Source organism: Verrucomicrobiota bacterium, from assembly GCA_039027815.1.
Taxonomy (GTDB): domain Bacteria; phylum Verrucomicrobiota; class Verrucomicrobiia; order Verrucomicrobiales; family JBCCJK01; genus JBCCJK01.
On record JBCCJK010000012.1, the window covers coordinates 1 to 17,760 of the forward strand.

At 57.2% G+C, this 17,760-nt stretch carries 13 protein-coding genes; 6 read left to right on the top strand and 7 right to left on the bottom strand.

Features of this window, described 5'->3' with window-relative positions; all coding sequences use genetic code 11:
- Positions 1 to 479 precede the first annotated feature (479 nt).
- The 4 genes from AAF555_05095 to AAF555_05110 all read left to right on the top strand — a co-directional run bounded on the left by AAF555_05095 (position 480) and on the right by AAF555_05110 (position 6,983).
- Positions 480 to 1,160 carry a hypothetical protein gene (locus AAF555_05095; protein ID MEM6910941.1) on the top strand — a complete coding sequence of 227 codons (681 nt, stop codon included), beginning with the start codon at positions 480 to 482 and terminating at the stop codon, positions 1,158 to 1,160.
- A gap of 202 nt (positions 1,161 to 1,362) precedes the next feature.
- The gene (locus AAF555_05100; GenBank protein ID MEM6910942.1) at positions 1,363 to 3,468 is read left to right on the top strand and encodes a TonB-dependent receptor; all 2,106 of its coding nucleotides are present in this window, start codon (positions 1,363 to 1,365) and stop codon (positions 3,466 to 3,468) included.
- Positions 3,469 to 3,637: 169 nt separating this feature from the next.
- Positions 3,638 to 4,459 (top strand): sulfotransferase domain-containing protein, encoded by an 822-nt coding sequence (locus tag AAF555_05105; protein MEM6910943.1) that lies wholly within the window; start codon positions 3,638 to 3,640, stop codon positions 4,457 to 4,459.
- Between the two features lie 67 nt (positions 4,460 to 4,526).
- Positions 4,527 to 6,983 carry a Gfo/Idh/MocA family oxidoreductase gene (locus AAF555_05110; protein MEM6910944.1) on the top strand — a complete coding sequence of 819 codons (2,457 nt, stop codon included), beginning with the start codon at positions 4,527 to 4,529 and terminating at the stop codon, positions 6,981 to 6,983.
- A 28-nt stretch (positions 6,984 to 7,011) separates the two neighbouring features.
- Here AAF555_05110 and AAF555_05115 read toward each other — a convergent pair whose 3' ends face one another.
- From AAF555_05115 to AAF555_05145, 7 genes are all read right to left on the bottom strand, one after another.
- Complete coding sequence (locus tag AAF555_05115; protein ID MEM6910945.1) at positions 7,012 to 7,734, bottom strand: sulfotransferase domain-containing protein; 723 nt, start codon at positions 7,732 to 7,734, stop codon at positions 7,012 to 7,014.
- A gap of 168 nt (positions 7,735 to 7,902) precedes the next feature.
- Positions 7,903 to 9,717, bottom strand: coding sequence for an ABC transporter ATP-binding protein (locus AAF555_05120; GenBank protein MEM6910946.1), 1,815 nt, complete (start codon positions 9,715 to 9,717; stop codon positions 7,903 to 7,905).
- 72 nt (positions 9,718 to 9,789) lie between these two features.
- Positions 9,790 to 10,641, bottom strand: coding sequence for a universal stress protein (locus AAF555_05125; protein ID MEM6910947.1), 852 nt, complete (start codon positions 10,639 to 10,641; stop codon positions 9,790 to 9,792).
- A gap of 20 nt (positions 10,642 to 10,661) precedes the next feature.
- On the bottom strand, positions 10,662 to 12,155 hold the full coding sequence (locus AAF555_05130; GenBank protein MEM6910948.1) for a SulP family inorganic anion transporter: 1,494 nt from the start codon (positions 12,153 to 12,155) through the stop codon (positions 10,662 to 10,664).
- A 90-nt stretch (positions 12,156 to 12,245) separates the two neighbouring features.
- Positions 12,246 to 13,451 carry a hypothetical protein gene (locus AAF555_05135; protein MEM6910949.1) on the bottom strand — a complete coding sequence of 402 codons (1,206 nt, stop codon included), beginning with the start codon at positions 13,449 to 13,451 and terminating at the stop codon, positions 12,246 to 12,248.
- Between the two features lie 600 nt (positions 13,452 to 14,051).
- Positions 14,052 to 14,465 carry a hypothetical protein gene (locus AAF555_05140; protein MEM6910950.1) on the bottom strand — a complete coding sequence of 138 codons (414 nt, stop codon included), beginning with the start codon at positions 14,463 to 14,465 and terminating at the stop codon, positions 14,052 to 14,054.
- A gap of 62 nt (positions 14,466 to 14,527) precedes the next feature.
- A complete protein-coding gene (locus tag AAF555_05145) occupies positions 14,528 to 15,565 on the bottom strand; it encodes an OmpA family protein (GenBank protein MEM6910951.1) in 1,038 nt (345 codons plus the stop codon).
- A gap of 142 nt (positions 15,566 to 15,707) precedes the next feature.
- Here AAF555_05145 and AAF555_05150 point away from each other — a divergent pair, with 142 nt between their 5' ends.
- Together AAF555_05150 and AAF555_05155 are read left to right on the top strand one after the other, a co-directional pair.
- Positions 15,708 to 17,306 carry a glycine--tRNA ligase gene (locus tag AAF555_05150; GenBank protein ID MEM6910952.1) on the top strand — a complete coding sequence of 533 codons (1,599 nt, stop codon included), beginning with the start codon at positions 15,708 to 15,710 and terminating at the stop codon, positions 17,304 to 17,306.
- Positions 17,303 to 17,743 carry a 23S rRNA (pseudouridine(1915)-N(3))-methyltransferase RlmH gene (locus tag AAF555_05155; protein MEM6910953.1) on the top strand — a complete coding sequence of 147 codons (441 nt, stop codon included), beginning with the start codon at positions 17,303 to 17,305 and terminating at the stop codon, positions 17,741 to 17,743. The genes AAF555_05150 and AAF555_05155 overlap by 4 nt, the downstream gene beginning before the upstream one ends.
- Positions 17,744 to 17,760: the final 17 nt, after the last annotated feature.

Below are 17,760 nucleotides of genomic sequence, written 5' to 3' on the forward strand. Positions count from 1 at the left end.
AAGAGCTCGGGTTACCACAACCTAGGACTCTTCCCCTTCAAGACGCTCCACTCACAGTAGAATACGGCACTCTCAGGCAGGAATATCTCCCCTCTCTTCCACCCCTTCTGAAAAAACCAACTTGTTCAGCGCTTCCAAAAGGGACGTTTCTTCTTTAGCACTTTATTCGCGATTCCCACAGCCTCACGGAATGTTTTCTTAGTCAGGTTTTTTGCTAGCAAAAGAGTTCTCTTGCTCAGAAAACGTCGGGCGTCGAAGTTTTGGCTTCGAGGGTGGCTGTGCTCTCCCTTTCGGTTGAGTCTGGCTAAAAAATGGCCATATCTCTTCAGGGCGCTCGCTAACTCTTCCTCGGTCGCTTCTAGGCCAATTGTCCGAGCGGCCAGGCTCACTTGGTCTTTAGTAAACGGGATCTTTTTGCCATATTGAAGGGGGAGAACGCGCTCAGGATTTTCCCGAGCAGCCTCGAGGGCAGCCGAAACATGATGGACCCAAAGAGGGAGAAATCTCTGGAAAAACGTGTCCAAATCAACCCCTTCTGCCGACTCCTGCTTCTGAGCGCGAAGGAAGTGGTAATGAGAATAGAGGCAGCTCAGAGGCGATCGGAAGAGATAGAGAATGGGCCCCGAAGACCGGACACGGACTTGGCTGAGATTATGAGATTTAAACAAGGGGCGAATCAGCTGGCTTACTGGTTGCGGTCTGGCCCTCCGAGCATTGTAGGCATTGGGGACGACCTCGCTCGATTTAAAGCAGTCTTTGACTTTGGAAGACCTGGCTTTTTCAAAGTCGAGCTGGTAAGTATAGAGCTCTTCGGGATGTCGCCCCAAACGCTGATTGACAAGGTCCGCCAAGAGCAGGCGAAGCCAACGGGAGCCGGACCTCGGAAAACAGACGAGGAAATGGTCGTCTCTCTCGATCGCGTTCACGAACCGCTCAGGAAGCGGCATGAATTCTTCAGGGATGTTGGCTTGTTCGGAAGAAGGCGGGGCGGAAGCACGAGGCACATTCAAAGCCAGGAGGGAAAAATTGAGTGTTGGGAACGTAGCAACCGTCGAATTTTCGCTTGCTTCCACTTGTCGCTTTCTTTGCTCGAGTTGCTGAACCATCTTTTTTCTCTCAGGGGACTGGTAGGAATTCGCGTTGGTCCAACCAAGGAATGAAGCGACCCACCCTCCTGCGAGGCGTGACCCTCGGGAATTTTTCTAGAAACTCCGGTTGCCTTGAGACGGTGTCTCACTACGATCCCTTATGCGCCATCCTCAACTTCTTACCCTATGTGTCGTAGTGCTGTCTTTCGGCAGTGTTTTCGCTGAAGAATTCAGGCCCATTGAGCCTTTGACGGTCATTGGTTCACCGGAACTGGTGAAACAACAGACGGGCTCAGCCGCATTCGTGGACGCGGAAGAGTTTCGTCGCCAAGGTTACACCAATGTGAATCGAATCCTCCAGCGGATCCCAGGGGTTTATGTCCGAGAGGAGGACGGTTACGGAAACTTCATCAATATCTCCATCCGGGGCGCGGACGGCACTCGCTCTGAAAAGGTGACTATCATGGAAGACGGGATTCTCTCGGCTCCGGCTCCTTATTCAGCGCCGGCCGCCTATTACAACCCGAAAACCGCTCGTATGGCAGGGATCGAGGTCCTCAAGGGTTCAAGTCAGGTCCGCTATGGGCCGCACACCACTGGAGGCGTGATCAACTTCCTTTCCACGCCCGTGCCCGAAGAGCGCTCAGGATACCTTCGGTATACCTTCGGGAGCGACAATACCCAGCTCATTCATGGTTGGTATGGCGATGTTTTTGAGACTGACTTTGGCAAGTTTGGCTTCGTGGCGGAGTGGCACGGCCAATCCACAGACGGCTACCGCAGCATTCCCGGCGTCGATCAAGATACTGGTTTTGATCTCTACGAGCCCATGTTGAAAATCTATTGGGAGCCGAAAACCAGCTTTGAACAGCGCTTTGAGTTCAAGGTCGGCTACACTGATTTCGATGCGGACGAGAGCTACCTTGGGCTGGCCGAGAGTGACCTCGATCGCAATCCTTACAGCCGTTACCTGGGGTCGGCTCTCGACAACTTCGACTCCGACCACCTCCGGCTTTACCTCCGCTGGACCGGCCGTCCCACGGACAATCTCAGCCTTGAATCCACCGCCTACTACAATCGCTTCAATCGGAATTGGTTCCGGATCGACCACGTGGGCACGACCCAAAACCCAGCTGTCGATTCCCGAGGCCGCATCGTCGGGCGGAGTGATTTGCACCTTGCCCTCTTGGAGAACGGTAACGCTTTCCTCCCCGTCCTTCGGGGCGACGCTCCGGGCGCTTACGGCATCCGAGCCAGTAATCGCTCGTATGCCTCCCTTGGTATCCAGAATGCGGCCACTTATACCCTCTCCACTGGACCCGTGGATCATGCCCTTACTGGTGGCTTCCGTTTCCATCACGATTACGTGGACCGCTTCCAGTGGGTGGACATCTACAACACGGATGGCAATGGAAACCTGACCCTGGCTCGGAGCGGAACTCCTGGAGATGAATCGGATCGGCGCCAAGAGACGACTGCGGCTTCGATTTTCCTTCAAGACGAGGTCACTTGGAACAAACTGAAAGTCGTCCCCGGTGTCCGCTTTGAGTTTTTGGACTACGATCTCAACGAGCGTGGTGTCGGGGAATCTGGAAATCTCGATACCTGGGCCGCTGGGATCAGTGCCAGCTATGAGCTGACCGACGAAAGTCTCCTTTTCGGTGGGATCCACCGTGGAATCTCAACTCCTGGACCGGCCGAGTTCTTCTCTCGCGGAATCGAAGTGGAAGAGTCAATCGGATATGAATTGGGCATTCGCCACAGCAAAGAGGACTATTTCTATGCGGAACTGGTCGGCTTTTTGACTGATTTCGAAAACTTGGTGGGAACGGACGCCGGTCTTGGAGCAGCTTTGTCCAATAGCGTGAATGCCGGGGAAGCCACCACTTGGGGCTTCGAGGGCACGGTCAGCTATGATTATGCCGCCCAAAAAGGTTGGGGCTTTGGTCTCCCAGCTTATTTCAACGCCACCTTCACCAGCGCGGAACTTGAGAGCGCGCTCAGTAGCGGCGGCGGCGATGGCATTTTCGCCGGTGGCACCGCCGGTGCCGATATTCCCTATGTCCCAGCCTGGACACTCGCTGCCGGCATCGCCCTACAATATGAGAAGTTTGCTTTCAATGTGGACGCGATCTGGGTCGATGAAACCTTTGGAACCGCCGCTAACCTGGATGGTCCGGTCACCACTAGCCGCCAAGGCAAAACGGACAGCTACTTCCTCCTCGACCTGTCCGCCTCCTACGCTATCAACAAATACCTGACCATCCTCGGTGGTATCCAGAATGTTTTCGACACGGAGTATGTCAGCAGCCGACTGCCCGAAGGTCCCCGGGTGGGTGCCCCGCGCAGCTTGTATGCTGGCTTTGAAACCAGATTCTGAGCCGAAGGAGCTCGATTTTCCTTTCCTGGGCGGCTTCGACGAAGCCGCCCAGGTTTTTTATCTATTTGTCTTTGATCAGGCCTCCCGTGCGATTCAGAAAGCCCGGCTGTCGGGAAATCCCTGTCACGAAGAGGCTCGTTCCACCCTTTGCTAGTTGAATCAGGAATTCATGCCGCTCCCCGAAGGGTTTCTCAGCGCCCTTCAGCCGACAGACTCCTTTTTGGTCTGTTTCCCTCGTTCTGGATCTCGTTGGTTGCGGCTTCTGCTCTCAGACATAGTCAACCAACTCCTCGACCGAGATCCGAGCGGGCTGTATGACACTCAACTGGAAGTCGAGACCGGGACACTCCGTTACCAATCGAACTGCCTCGAAGCCAAAGAAGTCATCCCCAATGGTTACGTGGACCCACGAGAGCTCCCCGTGGAGCTGAGCGGTCTCATCGATCCAATTTTCAAGTCTCACAATTTCACACAACTCTCCTCCCGCCCCTCCGCTCGCATTCTCTACCTCTTCCGAAAGCCCGAGAACTGCTTGTTTTCGCACTACCACTACCTCCTCAAAAAAAAGCACCCCTCCACTCTCGAGCAGACTCTCTCGGAGTTCTTCCTTCAGTGGTTCCCTGTATGGACCAAGCACGTTTCGGCGGTCACCCTCAAGGCCACTCCAGACCCTTCCCCCTTCGCCCTGGTCCAATACCAAGACGAGATCCCGTTTTCCTGCCAGCAACTTCGACTGGCCGCTCGCTTCCTTCATCTGGACTACTCCTCCGGCATGGAGAAAGCCGCCTTTGATCGATTCTCTTGCTTTCTCACAACGCTCAATCAATCGGGAGAACACAGCTACCCTCGCTGTCAAAATATCGATCTCTCGGACTTATTGGAAACTCCCGCCCTCCGAGAAGTCTGGGCCCGCAGCCGCGCCGCTTTTGAGAAGGCCAGTCGGCTGGCTACGCAGCACTTGCGCTCGGACGGGGAGGAAAGAAGAAGTTGATTGGCAAATAAGCGCTCGCCTCCTAAGGTGACCTCCCGCCATAGTGGCGGAAAAAACCTATACCTTCATGTCATCCCAAGCACTTCAAGTCGGTTTTGTCGGGGGCGGGCCCCGTGCCATGGAACATCTCTCCGGCCTCCGCTCCTTAGCCGGGGAGATTCAAGTCAGCTTCCTTTGCGATGTCAGCGAAGCCGCCTTGGAGCGGGCCAAATCCCTCCTCCCAGGCACAGCTCTCGGGACAGATTTGGACGCTCTTGTAAAGAGCCACCCTTGCGACCTGCTCGTCCTATGTCTTCCGCCTTTTGCTTCCCGTAAGAAAATCGCCGCCAGCCTCGGGCAAGCGCCTCACCTCAGAGCCATTCTGGTAGAAAAGCCTGCCGCGGCCTCGGTCGCCTTGGCTGAAGAAGCTTTCGGCAAGCTGACCATACCGGTCTTTCTCTGCCATCAAATGAGGCTCCTCCCTTGGTTCGAGGCCTTCCAAAACCAGGTCGCCGTCCTCCGCCAAAGAGGGCCCGTGGAGTTTCAGGGAAACTGCCTAGGGAAGCTCTTCGACCAAGGCATTCATTTGCTCGATCTCGTTTACTCTCTAGTCGGCTCTCTACCGGAGGAGGTCTCCCAGGTCATAGCCGAAGAGGACCCGGCCCGAGTTAGCGCCCAAGCACCGGTGCCAGCCAACTGGCGAGTGGACCGTAAGCACCCAGGGCCCGTCCAAACCAACATTCAGGCCCAATGGACCTCGGGCGATTCTCTCTCCTTCAGCTGTGGCCCCAACGGCGCTCCCGACTGGTTGGACAAGAAACTCCGAGTCCAGCAGGGAGAAGATTGGGTCGAAATCACGACCGATGGGGTCCGGCACGGTGGGCCCTTTTTTGCGGAAACTGAAAACATCCAAGGAAGCACCCAAGAATATCTGGGGGCCACCACCAGCTGCTACCGGGAAATCCGAAGATGGCTTCTCGAGGAGGGGGAAGCGCCCAGACTGCCGCGCTTGCAAGATCACTTGCCCCAAATGAGCTGGTGCGAGAATATCGAGCGCTTTCCGCAAAAAGAGCGCCTACCCAAGCCGCACTGGATTCGGGAAAACCAAACGACACCGCAGATCGGCGTCGTCATCCCGCTGAGCGACCATCGGAACATGGCCCCGATCTGCGTTCGCAGTTGGACCCAAGGGCAGGAAGCCGCTCCCGATGACTTCCAGCTCATTCTCATCGCCAATCGAGACACCCGAGAACTGGGTGAATCCCTCCGGCCCTTCCTGAGAGACCACGACCTGATCCTCCAGACTGAGCAACCTTCGGCCGCTCTGGGCCAGGGAGACATGGAAGAGTATGTCGCTGGGATCGAAGCCACCGATTCCGAATGGCTTTTTCTCACGGAACCCCATTGCGAGGCCCCACCAGAATTGACCGCGGAGATCCGCCACTATTTTGAGAACAACGAGGCCGCCGGATTCTGTTCCTCTTGCACGGACGGCTACGCCACTCCCTGGGGCCGGATGGAAGCCCTCTTCTTTGGCGAAGGGTTCCATGACTGGCGGCAGCCCGGCCACTGGGCGAAGATGGTCATCCGTGGCTTTGGAATTCGCCGAAAGGCCTACGAATTGGCTGGAGGGCTCCGGCTGGACTACGGCCGTTTCAGTGAATGGCTGCTGGCAGGCGACCTCCATAGACAAGGGCTCTACATCGCGCACGCTCCCGGTGTTCGAGTGATTCATCACTACACTCCAGACAAAATTTACCTCGACGAAGCAATCGAGGAATTCGTCAAGGGGCAGGCGAAATACCTGCTCGACGTGCCGGAAGACGATCGGCTCCCCTACTTCCCCAATCCTCCGCTCGACTTCCCAGGCGCGCTCGATTGGCGCGAACTGGAGCGGAAGGCAGTCAAACTTGCCGGCCATAAAAGAGCCGGTTGGCTTCCTTCCCTCTCCCCTGTCCAGAAGGCGGCTCTCACCCGCGACTGGAACGCTTGGCTGGTGAGACTACTTGCTTGGTGGAACCCCAAGGGGGCTCTCCCCTTTTTCGCCCGCTACTATGAAGCCCAGACCCTGCGCTGCCTTCTGCATTACCTCGAACTGGCTTCCCGAAACGCCTCTCCCGCCGCCAGACTGGGTGACGAGCAACGTTGGGAGGCGCAAGAAAGTGGGATTCCTCTTCTTCCGGGAATGTTCCAGAAGGAAAACTATCAAGGCAAAGCCTTTCACTGGGCCAAACCCGTCTTCGGTATTCCTCTGACCATCTCCCCGCAGGCCAAAACCCTCGAGCTCTCCGCCCTGCCGCTGGTCAAGGCCAATGGGAAAGGATCTCCTGCTCTCTTGTGCAGCCTCTCTCCGGAAAAGAAAATCGAGGCCGAGGTCGAACGCGATGACGATCTCATCAAATTCCAATTCGATCTCAGCCAAATCGAGCGGGCGGAGTCTTCTCAAGACTGCTGGGTCGGCATCATGTCTCAACCCATTGAGGCGGCCTCCCCTGAAACGCGCGAACTCGCCCTCCCCGTCACCTCCATCTCACTAGTAAGCTAAGCCTCTCGCCATTTCCCTTGATCCCGGATCAAGAGCTGGGGTAGCCGAAGCGGACTAAGGTCTCGGCGAAGGTTTGGTTGAGTTGGGTAAGGGTTACGCGGGAGAGGTGTTCGCGAAATTGTTGAGTTTTCCCACTTCGCTGGTGACCACCCACTTCTTCGACCGTCTTGGGTCGAGATCGTTCCCTGAGTTCTTCGAGCGCTCCTGTTTTCACAGGCACGAATTCACTCAACCGTTCGGCAAAGGTTTCCCAATCCTCGATCATATCCTCATAACGCAGGAGAAGCGCCTCGTTGGCGTTTTCTATCAATTCCGCCGCAAGCTGGAAGTTCTCTTGCAGTCGCGAGGAATACCCCAGCGCATAATCATCTATACTCAACGACAAAAGATACGCCCGGGACTTTCGCTGTCGCTCAGCAATCTCGGGAACGGTGCTTTCCCGATGGGAGTAGCGAAAGGAAAAGTAAGCGGAGACGATGATGTCGCGGGGATCCCTTACAAAAAATAAACAGCGCTTGCCGGCCACAAACTCGCTGGTAGCCGCCTGCCGAATCAAATACCAGTATTCCTGCGTTGGCTCCTTTTCGGAGTTGGTGGCCGGAATTGCTGACAAGCGCAAGGGGCCGTAAACATGGCCCTTGGGATGAAACACGATTTGCTGGGCTTGAGTGATCTCGCCAGCGCTGATTTGGCGAGCGTAATCAATATGGTGATACCCGAGAAATTGCTTCAAGCCGAAGACCGAGAACAAGGTGCTGGCGCTCTTGTGAAAGGTATAGAAGAAGATGGATTCGGGAGGCTCCTGGCTCTCTCTCCCGCTCCCCCCTTCAGGACGCTCTCTTTTTGAAGCGAAGAGTCTTCTTAAAAACTTCATAGGGGCGGTGTGCGGGAGCTACGGGCGGTTGCATCCGGCAGGCTATCAGACGGTCTGGGCAAATTGCAGTTCCACCACTCGCCGATAGCCATCACAACTCTCAACAAGCTGGTGGTGGGAACCATGCGAGAACAAACGACCTTCCTTCATAAAGAGAATGCAGTCCGAATTGAGGACCGTCGCCAGCCGGTGGGCAATGGCAATGACTGTCTTGCCTTCGGCCAAGCGGTCCAAGGCCTCTTTGATCCGCTGTTCTGATTCGGAGTCGAGAGCCGAGGTCGCCTCATCCAAGAGTAAGATGGGGGCATCTTTCAGAAACGCCCGCGCGATTGAGACGCGCTGCTGCTGTCCTCCCGAGAGCTTGGTTCCCTTGTCCCCCACGATCGTTTCATACCCCTCCTCCTGGGCGAGGATGAAGTCGTGGGCATGGGCTTTACGGGCCGCCTCCTCGATTTCTTCCCGAGTGGCATCCAATTTTCCGTAGCGAATGTTGTTCTCGATGGTGTCGTGAAAGAGAAAGCTATCCTGGCTGACAAAGGCCACCAGTTTTCTTAGCTCTCGCTGCTTGATCTCGCGCAAGTTTTCCTCATCCAGAAAAATATTGCCTTTACGGGGATCATAAAATCGGAGGATGAGCGAAAAGAGAGTCGACTTCCCGGCCCCGCTCTCGCCCACCAAGGCATACCGGCAATTCTTTTGGAAATCGAAGGTGAAGTTTTTGACCGCACTGACCTTTTTTGAATAGGAGAAAGTGACCTCGTCGAATCGAATGGAGGCCGCTTCGGGAGAGGCCGGTTTGGCCTCGGGGTCATCCTCGACGGACACCGGCGCATCAATCACACTGAAGACCCCATTGGCCGCAATCATGAATCGCTTGGTCTGGATCTGGAGGCGACTGAAGGCCTTCACATGGGGATACATCGCAATCAATGTGATGTAGCGGAACCAGAAATCATTGGCCTCCATCCCCACGCTGGAGGCATAGACCAGACCGGCAGCGATGCCGAGGGAAGCGACCGTTTCGACTAAGGGAGGGACAATCTCGAGCGCCTTGGTCCAACGCATCTGCATGCGAATCATCCCATCACTCGCCTCCTGGAAGCGCCCTTCTTCATAGGGCTCGCGGGCATAGGACTTGATGAGTTTGATCCCCGCCATGGATTCCTGGATTCGCACCAGCAATTGCCCGGCTTGCTCCTCTTCGTTTCGTCCGGAATGTCGCACCCGGTTCCCAAAGTAGATCACCGGAAACATGCAGAGGGGAAAGACGAAGAGGGCACAGATCGCGAACATCCAATCCGCCGAAAAGAGCGCCACCACGTAGGAGAGAATGGCTACCGGGTGTTTCACCGCGTCCACCACCAGGGTGACCCCGGCTTTGGAGAGCATTTGGGATTGGTTGAAGAGAGTCTGAATGAGGTGCCCTGACTTTCGCTGATTGAAGAATTTCAGCGATTGCGCCATCAGCTTTTCATAGACCTCTCGCCGGATTTCCTGGAGCGCCTTGTTGCTCACCAAAATCATGAAATAGCGATTCAAATAGGTCAGCAGACCCCGACCGGCCATCATGAGAGGAATGATTCCACAGACACCCATCACGCCCCACAAACCGGAAGCGCTGTCTTCCGCCTCGGTGGCGGCGGCTTCCACAATCTTGCCGGCCGGACCCTCGGCGGTGATCTCGCCGATCAAAGCAAAATCAATAATCGCTTTGAAGACAAAGAGCATCAAGGCGTTGAAGGGGCCAGCGATCGCTCCGAAGACCAAGGCGAGGATCAAGAGCTTCTTGAAGGGCTTGATGTATTTGGCAGAGCGCTTGAGGTGAGCGAGTTCCTGCTTTTCAAAAAGTCGAAAACGCATGGTGGGCGGTCTCCCTACGCAGGCGGTCGGACATTGACAAGTGCTTAATCCATCGCCCCGCTTGGTGGCCTTTCAGCGGAAAAGAAGCACGGGAACATGACAGGTCCGCAAGAGGGCGGTGGTGGTGCTGCCGATGATGAGCTGCCGGATGCGGGAGTGGCCGTAGGCGCCCATGACCAAGAGATCGATGCCGCGGGCTTCCACTTCGGCCGCGATGGTTTCTTCCGGATCACCCACCACGAACTCTGCTTCGACCCGCCGATGGGCCCCCCGCAAGCCAGTGGCCACGTTTTGTAATTCCCGCTCGAGCGATTCATTTTCCCGACCCGTCGAGAGCAAGGTGATCTTCAGCTCCTCAAACAAAGGGTTGGTGGCGGCAAAATGGACCGCTTTCAAGGCACTCGGGCCACGATCGAAGGCGATGAGGACCTTTTGGATCGGCTGGAAGGCTCGGGAGGCCACTAGAACCGGAATCTGCGAAGAACGCACCACTCGCTCCAAATTGCTCCCGATGTGCCCCTTGGCGAAATCGGCGTGCTCACCCCGCTTCCCGATAATCACCAGAGACGCGTCCTCCTCAAGATCGACCAAGTTTTCCACTAGCGAACCATGGCGCTGCAAGGTGACAACCGGCTCCACCCCCGCCTCGGCCAGTTGCTTCGCGCCGTCTTCGAGCAAGGCCTTTCCCCGAAGCCGGGCCACGCGAGCGTGGGCCTCATCCAGCTCCACCAACTGCTGCAGCAACTCCTGACCCGCGTCGAAGCCAATGCTGCCGGTGAGGTCGGCAGCGGGCCGCGATTCCTCCCGCTCAATCACGTGCACGAGGGTCACACCCCAGCCGGTCTTCCCAGCCACCCAGGCCGCGTGTTGATGGAGGCTGGCCGCGTAGAGGGAGCCGTCGGTGCAGGCAAGGAGGTGAGACATGAGCAGAGGGGGAAGGCCAACTAATGATCCATCAGGCGGGCTTCCGCATCCGGTTTGTCATGGATCGCTAACTTACCGACGAGCGTGGCACTGGCTTCGTTCATTCCGAGCACCTCCACCTCGGTGCCTTCGCGGCGGAATTTGAGGACGACTTTGTCTAAGGCGCCGACTGAGGTGAGGTCCCAGAAGTGCGCGTGCGAGACGTCGATCACCACCTTGGAAAGCACTTCCCGGAAATCAAAGGCCTCGATAAAGCGATCCGAAGAAGCAAAAAACAGCTGCCCTCGTGCGGTGTAAGTCCGTGTTTCACTCCCTGCATCCAACTGACTCGTCACAACCATCAATTGGGAAACTTGTCGCGCAAAGAAGATCGCGCTCATCAGCACGCCCACGCCCACACCGATGGCAAGGTTGTGCGACCAAATCACCGTCACGACGGTCGCAATCATGACAGCGCTGGAAGACTTAGGGTGGACGGCCAGATTCTTGAAGGATGACCAACTGAAAGTCCCGATCGACACCATGACCATCACGGCCACGAGCGCCGGCATGGGAATCTGCTTCACCCAAGGGCCGCAGAGCACGCAGAGAATGATGAGGACCACTCCCGCCACCAGGGTGGAGAGTCGCGTCCGGCCCCCGGACTTCACATTGATGACCGATTGCCCGATCATGGCGCAGCCCGCCATGCCGCCGAAGAAGCTCGTGATCATGTTGGCCAGCCCTTGGCCGCGGGCCTCGCGGTTTTTATCGCTCGGCGTGTCCGTGAGATCGTCCACGATCTGGGCCGTCATGAGCGATTCCAATAGGCCCACACCGGCGATGCTGACCGAGTAGGGAAGGATGATGAAAAAGGTGGCCCACGTCACGGGGACCTCAATCCAGGCGAACGATGGCAAAGCTGTAGGCAGCTGCCCCAGGTCCCCCACCGTCCGCAAATCCAAGCCACCCCAAACGGCGATCAGCGTCAGCACCACAATCGCCACTAGGGGCGAAGGGACCGCTTTGGTAAGCCTCGGTAGAAGGTAAATGATGGCCAAGCCCCCTCCCACCATGGCGTAGCTAATCCAGTTGACCTTGGCGATCGAGAGATCCAATTCGGGGAGCTGAGCCAAGAAAATGAGGATGGCCAGCGCGTTGACAAAGCCGGTCATGACCGACTTGGAGACAAAGCGCATGACTTCGCTGACCCGGCAAAATCCCAGGATGAGCTGGATGACGCCGGCTAAGAGCGTGGCGGCAAAGAGATACTGGACGCCGTGATCTTCCACCAAGCCCTTGACCAAGAGGGCGGTGGCGGCAGTGGCGGCCGAGATCATTCCGGGACGGCCCCCGGCAAAGGCGATCGTGACGGCGATGAGGAAGGAGGCGTAGAGCCCCACTTGCGGGTCCACTCCCGCGATGATGGAAAACGCGATGGCCTCCGGGATCAAGGCCAAGGCCACGACCAAGCCGGCCAAGATATCGCCTCTGAGATTGGAAAACCAGTGATGGGAAAGACGCTCTAAACTCAAAAGTCGATTGGCTGGTGCTGGGCGGGGCTTGGGGACGGGAGGGCCGCTATCGTGGCACGCTTCCAGATTTGCGCCAGCCTCAAATCCGCCTCACAAAACCCAGCCCAAACGGAGGAATTCCACAATTTCCAATTGGAGCGGGCCCGGTCTCTCGGGCAAGCCGGGCGTGACCCGCAAACGGAGAATCATTCGCTGCTTCATGTCCTCCATGACTTTCTCCAGCTGCGCACTTTTGACCGCCTTGGCCGCTGCCGAGTCTTTCATGGCGTAAGCAAAGCCCGCGGCATCCCCGCTGGCCATTTCAAAGCGGAGGCAGAACCACTCTTCGCTCTCGAGGAACTCATAATTGAAATAGTTCCCGGGGGTCGCCAAAACACGCAGAGCGACCCCGTCTGGCCAATACTCGGGTGCAGCCAAATACTCTTCCAGCGAGGGCGAGTTGTGCCCCAAGTAGGCTGCCACATCCACTTTGGGGCCCAGGTCCGTAGCCACGACGGGGATTCGCAAGACTTCCTCGCTCAAAGGATCGCCAATCTGAAAATAAAAGTAGGGCGCACGCAGTGAGGTTTTCTGAAATTCCAAGACGGAGGTCACCTGGGCCTCGCTTTGGGCCGACCAATCCTGGAGCGTCGCCAAATCGGCCGCCGGATCGCGAACAAAGGCTTGCTTGGCCTCCCATCCGTCCGCCCGCAAAAAGCCAAGCAGCGCCTTCTCCGCCTCGGCGCTGGCTTGCAGTCGCTCCTCCGCAGCCACATCAGGCCCCACGCGGGAGTTGCTTTTTTGCCGGCTGACTGTCAAAAGAGTCAGCAGGGAGACTCCCATGAACACCCCGACCAGAGCCAGGATCAGACGTGGGATTTTGCCGCTGGACTGGGGGGTCGTTTCCCAGGAGGTGAGATCATCGCTTCGGGCTTGGCCCACCCGCCAACGGGCTCCCAAGAACTTCAGTTTCCCCTGCTGGATCGCACGCTGGATGCGGGCCTCGAAGACTTCCGGCACGGGAAAGCGAAGCAGCCCTTTGCTCCGGGAAGCGGTCTTTTCAGTCCGGCTCCGTTCTTTGCTGAGGAGGCCAGACAATTCCTCCTGATAGCTTTCCAGGGAGCTTCGGCACTCTTGGATTCTCTTCCTGAGGGTGTCTGGGGCGACCGCTGGCCGCCCGCCGGCCTGCCCTGCGATTTGCGACAGGGTGACCTGCAAAAGAAAAATCTCCCTCAGGAGGGCTTCTCTGCTTTTCCAAAAGCGCCGCCAAGGAGAGCTATTCTGCTTGGCGGTCTTCGGGGAGCGGGGAGACAACATACTGAAGGGAGAGGTTTGGCGGAAAGAAGTTGCCCCGTCACCCCCGGCACCGCAGGCTGAGAGATGGCAAAAGAGAGCGAAGAATCCCTGCCCCCTCTGAAAAGTCTGCTTCCAGAGAACAAAGGCAAATCATTCGTTCCCCAACCCCGCAAGATAAAAAAACCACCCGAGCCAGGGCCAGGGCTGGCGGACGAACTACGCGGTCTCCTGAAAACCCTGGAAGACGTTCTGCCTGCGATAGAGGCTCAGGAAAAAGAACTCTTCGCTTCCCCAGCAGACTCACCAGGAAGGCCCAAGAAGAAGCAAGCCTTCCAGGTGAAAAAGAACGCGACGCCTCCGGTCGGCGAAAGCAAAGAATCACCTGGCGAAGCGACCTGATACCAAGCTCCAGAATTGGCTGGAAGAATGGAGGGAAGGTGTTGTGGGGAAGAGGCGCTGAAGCGCGGGGAAGGGAGAGCCGGTGTCTTTCGAGCCAGCCCTGCGTTGCTCCTCGGTTACGGTGCCTGCACCGCGCCCTCGTCGCGCCTTGGTCTGGCCCGAAATCCACTCGGCCATTCTACCAGCCAATTCTGCAGCTTGGTATAATCCGGCGGTTTGCCCCTAATCGATCAAAGGCGCGCTTTCCTCTTCAGCCTGGGTCGTGACCAACGGATCTCCTTTGAGGATTCGGACGAAAACAATGTCCTCGATTCGAAAGACCAAGTCACCGGTGTAGGTTTCATCCTCGTAAATCACGAAGTTGTCTTCATTGCTCCAGTAGCGAACGTCTCGAAAGAGAATGGGGCCGGAATCGACTTTCCGATCGAGATACTCCTGGTGGAGCTTTCGCGAAATTCTCCCGTAGTAGAAGTAATCGTCGATTTTTCCCCCGGCTTCTGGAACATTAATCTGGGCATAGACCCAAATGGTGTCTTGATCGATCGTCTGCTCGATCTGGGCGACCGCGTCCTCCATGTTGCAGGAGGCGAAGATGAAAGTGGTGAGGACGAGGAAGGCCGGAAAGGGATGTTTCATGAGCGTAGGGGAGAGAGGGGACGGGAGAACGTCTCCCTCAAAAAACGCTCTCTTTCAACTTCTCACTGCGGCTCCCGCATGGTGATTTCCACGCGACGATTGAGAGCCTGTTCCTGCACTCCGCCCGTGGGGCTCGCGATGGGGGAAGACTCCCCGCGTCCGCGGGCCACGATGCGGCGGGGGTTGATTTGCAGCGATTGCACCAGCCAATCCTTGACCGCTTGGGCTCGCTTGCGACTGAGCTCAAGGTTGTAGGGTTCTCCTCCGAAGGTGTCGGTGTGTCCATCAATCAGGAAGAGTGTCTTGGGATTGCGCTCGATGAGCAGGCCCAGCATCATCATGCTGACTTTGGCCGATTCTCGGAGTTCCCATTCGTTGTAACCGAAAAGGAGGTCGGTCGGCATCAAGATCGGCTTGCCGCGATCGGCGCCCGCTTCGCCGTTCAAGAGGTCCCCGAGGTTGGTGTAACCCTGGAGGGCAGAGGCATTGCTGCCGGAGCCTTGCTTGGCGAGATTTTCCAGATACTCATCCGGATTGGTTCCGGTGGGTAGGCTATCGAGGAGCATTTGTTGATCGCTCGCTTGCGGCTTGAGGGCGGCGGCCGCGTCTTCCAGTTGCCGATCCAACTCCTGCTGCGCTTGCTCGGACATCTCGCTCATGGCGTCGGCGAAACTTTCGGTCGAAGCGGTGACGGAGGGGGAGTCGAGAAAGTTTTCCGGTTGGCTGACCTCAGGGCTGAGGACGGTTTCTCTCTCCGGCAGGATTTGCTGAATATCAATCAGGTCCAATTCTTCGACCTCGGTCACGATTTCCTCGGCCCCCAGGCTAGCGGCGGTTTGTGTCTCTTGTTCACTTTCCTGCCGGCTCATCCCGGAGGCGTCGATCGTGGGCTGGGTCGTGAAGGCCGGCGAGAGCTGATAAATCTGGTATTTCATTCCCACGGGCACTTGAAGGATGTTGAACCAGACCCAGAGCCCGAAATGAATGGCAGCCGCCAAAAGGATGGCCAAAAAGACATAGCCCACGAAGCGACTCCGATTCCGGAAGGTCCGGTAGCGGGTCCGTTTCATGTTTTTCCAGGAATAGTCGGTCGCTTCCATGGGGTCTTTGAGACGAGAATACCGGGTCCTTCATTCGCTGGCAAGCCGGGGATTCCTAGCCGCGAAGGCGTCTCCTCCGGTTCCCGCTTGTCAAAAAAGACCTCTGCGCTTTCTTGCGGCCCCTTTTTTCCACCCTGATTTCATGGCTTCCAAAGATCACACCGACCCCGTCCGCATGGAAAAAATCGTTTCGCTGTGCAAGCGACGCGGCTTCATTTTCCAGTCGGCGGAGCTTTACGGAGGGCTGAACGGGTGCTGGGATTATGGCCCGCTCGGGGCCGAGCTGAAGCGCAATCTCAAGGACTACTGGTGGCGTCGGCACGTCCAGAGTCGCGAGGATGTGGTGGGCATGGATGGCTCGATTTTGACGCATCAGGAAGTCCTCCAGGCAAGCGGGCACGTGGGCGGTTTCTCCGATCCGATGTGCGATGACTTGCTGACGGGCGAGCGGCTCCGAGCCGACCAAATCGAGCCCCAGGATGGGGTGGTGGTGCACTTCGATGGGTTTGAAATAGGAGAAGAGGTCCATCCCAAGTCCAAGCCCTTCAGTGTGCTGGTGCCGAACGATTCAGGGAAGTCTCTCAAAAAGGCCACCCGGATCGCGTCGGAGTATTATTCCAAGCTCCTGCACGGAGGAAAGCGCATGGCTCCGGAATCACTCGATCCACCCATTTCGCCCGTGAGGGGTGAGGTGAAAGCGGTTGCAGGCACCACCGCTTACAACCCCAGCAGCGGAGTGCCGGTGACCGAAGCGCGGGAGTTCAATCTCATGTTCCAAACGACCATGGGGGCCTCCGCCGAGGACAACGATCCCAGCGCCATCGCTTACCTCCGACCCGAAACGGCCCAGTCCATTTTCTGCCAATACAAAAACATCCTCGATTCCAATCGGGTGAAGCTGCCTTTTGGGATTGCTCAAATCGGCAAGTCGTTTCGCAATGAGATCAATCCGCGCAACTACACCTTCCGTTCCCGCGAGTTCGAGCAGATGGAAATCGAGTATTTTTGTCGCCCCGAAGACGGCATGCGCCTGACGGACGAGTGGTTAGAAGAACGCCTCGAGTTCTATCAGGAGATCGGGATCCCGCGCGAGAAGCTTCACCTTTTGGATGTTCCCGATGGCGAGCGCGCTTTCTACTCGAAGAAGACCTACGATATCGAGTACGAATTTCCCTTCGGCATCCAAGAGTTGGAAGGGGTGGCCTATCGCACGGACTACGACCTCGGGGTTCACCAAAAGGCTTCCGGCAAGCCCTTGGAATACTTCGATGAGGAGACGAAGGAAAAGTTTGTTCCCCACGTGGTGGAACCGTCCGCTGGTTGTGACCGAACGGTCTTGGCCCTGATTTGCGAGGCCTTCGATGAGGAGGAAGTGACCAACGACAAGGGCAAGACCGAAGTGCGCACGGTGCTGCGATTCTCTCCCAAGATGGCCCCGATCAAGGCAGCGATTTTCCCGCTTCTGAAGAAGAACCCAGAGCAAGTCCGCCTGGCCCGCCAAATTCAGGAAACGCTGCGCCATCGGATGAATGTCTTCTATGACGAGAGCGGAGCGGTCGGCCGGCGCTATCGTCGGCAGGATGAGATTGGCACGCCTTTTTGCATCACGGTCGATTTCGAAACGCTAGGCGAAAACGACGCCGCCCTCAAAAACACCGTCACGGTGCGCCATCGCGATTCCATGGAGCAGGAGCGCGTCCCCGTGGAAGAGCTGGCGGCTTGGCTGCTGGCGAAGTGGTGAAATGCCTGGTCCTGGCCGCCGGCAAGCCGGCTTTGGCCTACGCCAAGGCGGGGATCGCGGAATACCTCAAGCGCCTATCCCGCTACGGAGGGGTCGATCTCGTTTATGTCAAAGACGGGGCGGCGGAGGCGGTTTCAGCCCGGCTCTTAGAGAAGTCCAAAGGCTGCCTCCGCATCGCGCTCGACGAGCGAGGGGCCTCGCCCACCACCCGGGAGTGGGCGGCGCAGTTTGAGGAGTGGGCCCTGCGGGGAGAAGCAAAACGGGTGGCCTTTCTGGTGGGGGCCTCGGAAGGGCACAGCGAAGGGCTCCGCCAAGAATGCGATTTGGTGTGGTCACTTTCCGCGCTCACTCTCCAGCACGAACTCGCGCTTTTGGTCCTGCTGGAACAGTTATATCGAGTACAGACACTGCGACGAGGAGAGCCCTATCATCGCTGATTTTCCCCCTCCTCAGG

Coding starts and splice junctions, on each gene's coding strand:
- AAF555_05095 (MEM6910941.1), top strand. CDS start 480: ATGATGGACCCAAAGAGGGAGAAATCTCTGGAAAAACGTGTCCAAATC.
- AAF555_05105 (MEM6910943.1), top strand. CDS start 3,638: ATGCCGCTCCCCGAAGGGTTTCTCAGCGCCCTTCAGCCGACAGACTCC.
- AAF555_05110 (MEM6910944.1), top strand. CDS start 4,527: ATGTCATCCCAAGCACTTCAAGTCGGTTTTGTCGGGGGCGGGCCCCGT.
- AAF555_05120 (MEM6910946.1), bottom strand. CDS start 9,717: ATGCGTTTTCGACTTTTTGAAAAGCAGGAACTCGCTCACCTCAAGCGC.
- AAF555_05125 (MEM6910947.1), bottom strand. CDS start 10,641: ATGTCTCACCTCCTTGCCTGCACCGACGGCTCCCTCTACGCGGCCAGC.
- AAF555_05135 (MEM6910949.1), bottom strand. CDS start 13,451: ATGTTGTCTCCCCGCTCCCCGAAGACCGCCAAGCAGAATAGCTCTCCT.
- AAF555_05140 (MEM6910950.1), bottom strand. CDS start 14,465: ATGAAACATCCCTTTCCGGCCTTCCTCGTCCTCACCACTTTCATCTTC.
- AAF555_05145 (MEM6910951.1), bottom strand. CDS start 15,565: ATGGAAGCGACCGACTATTCCTGGAAAAACATGAAACGGACCCGCTAC.
- AAF555_05150 (MEM6910952.1), top strand. CDS start 15,708: ATGGCTTCCAAAGATCACACCGACCCCGTCCGCATGGAAAAAATCGTT.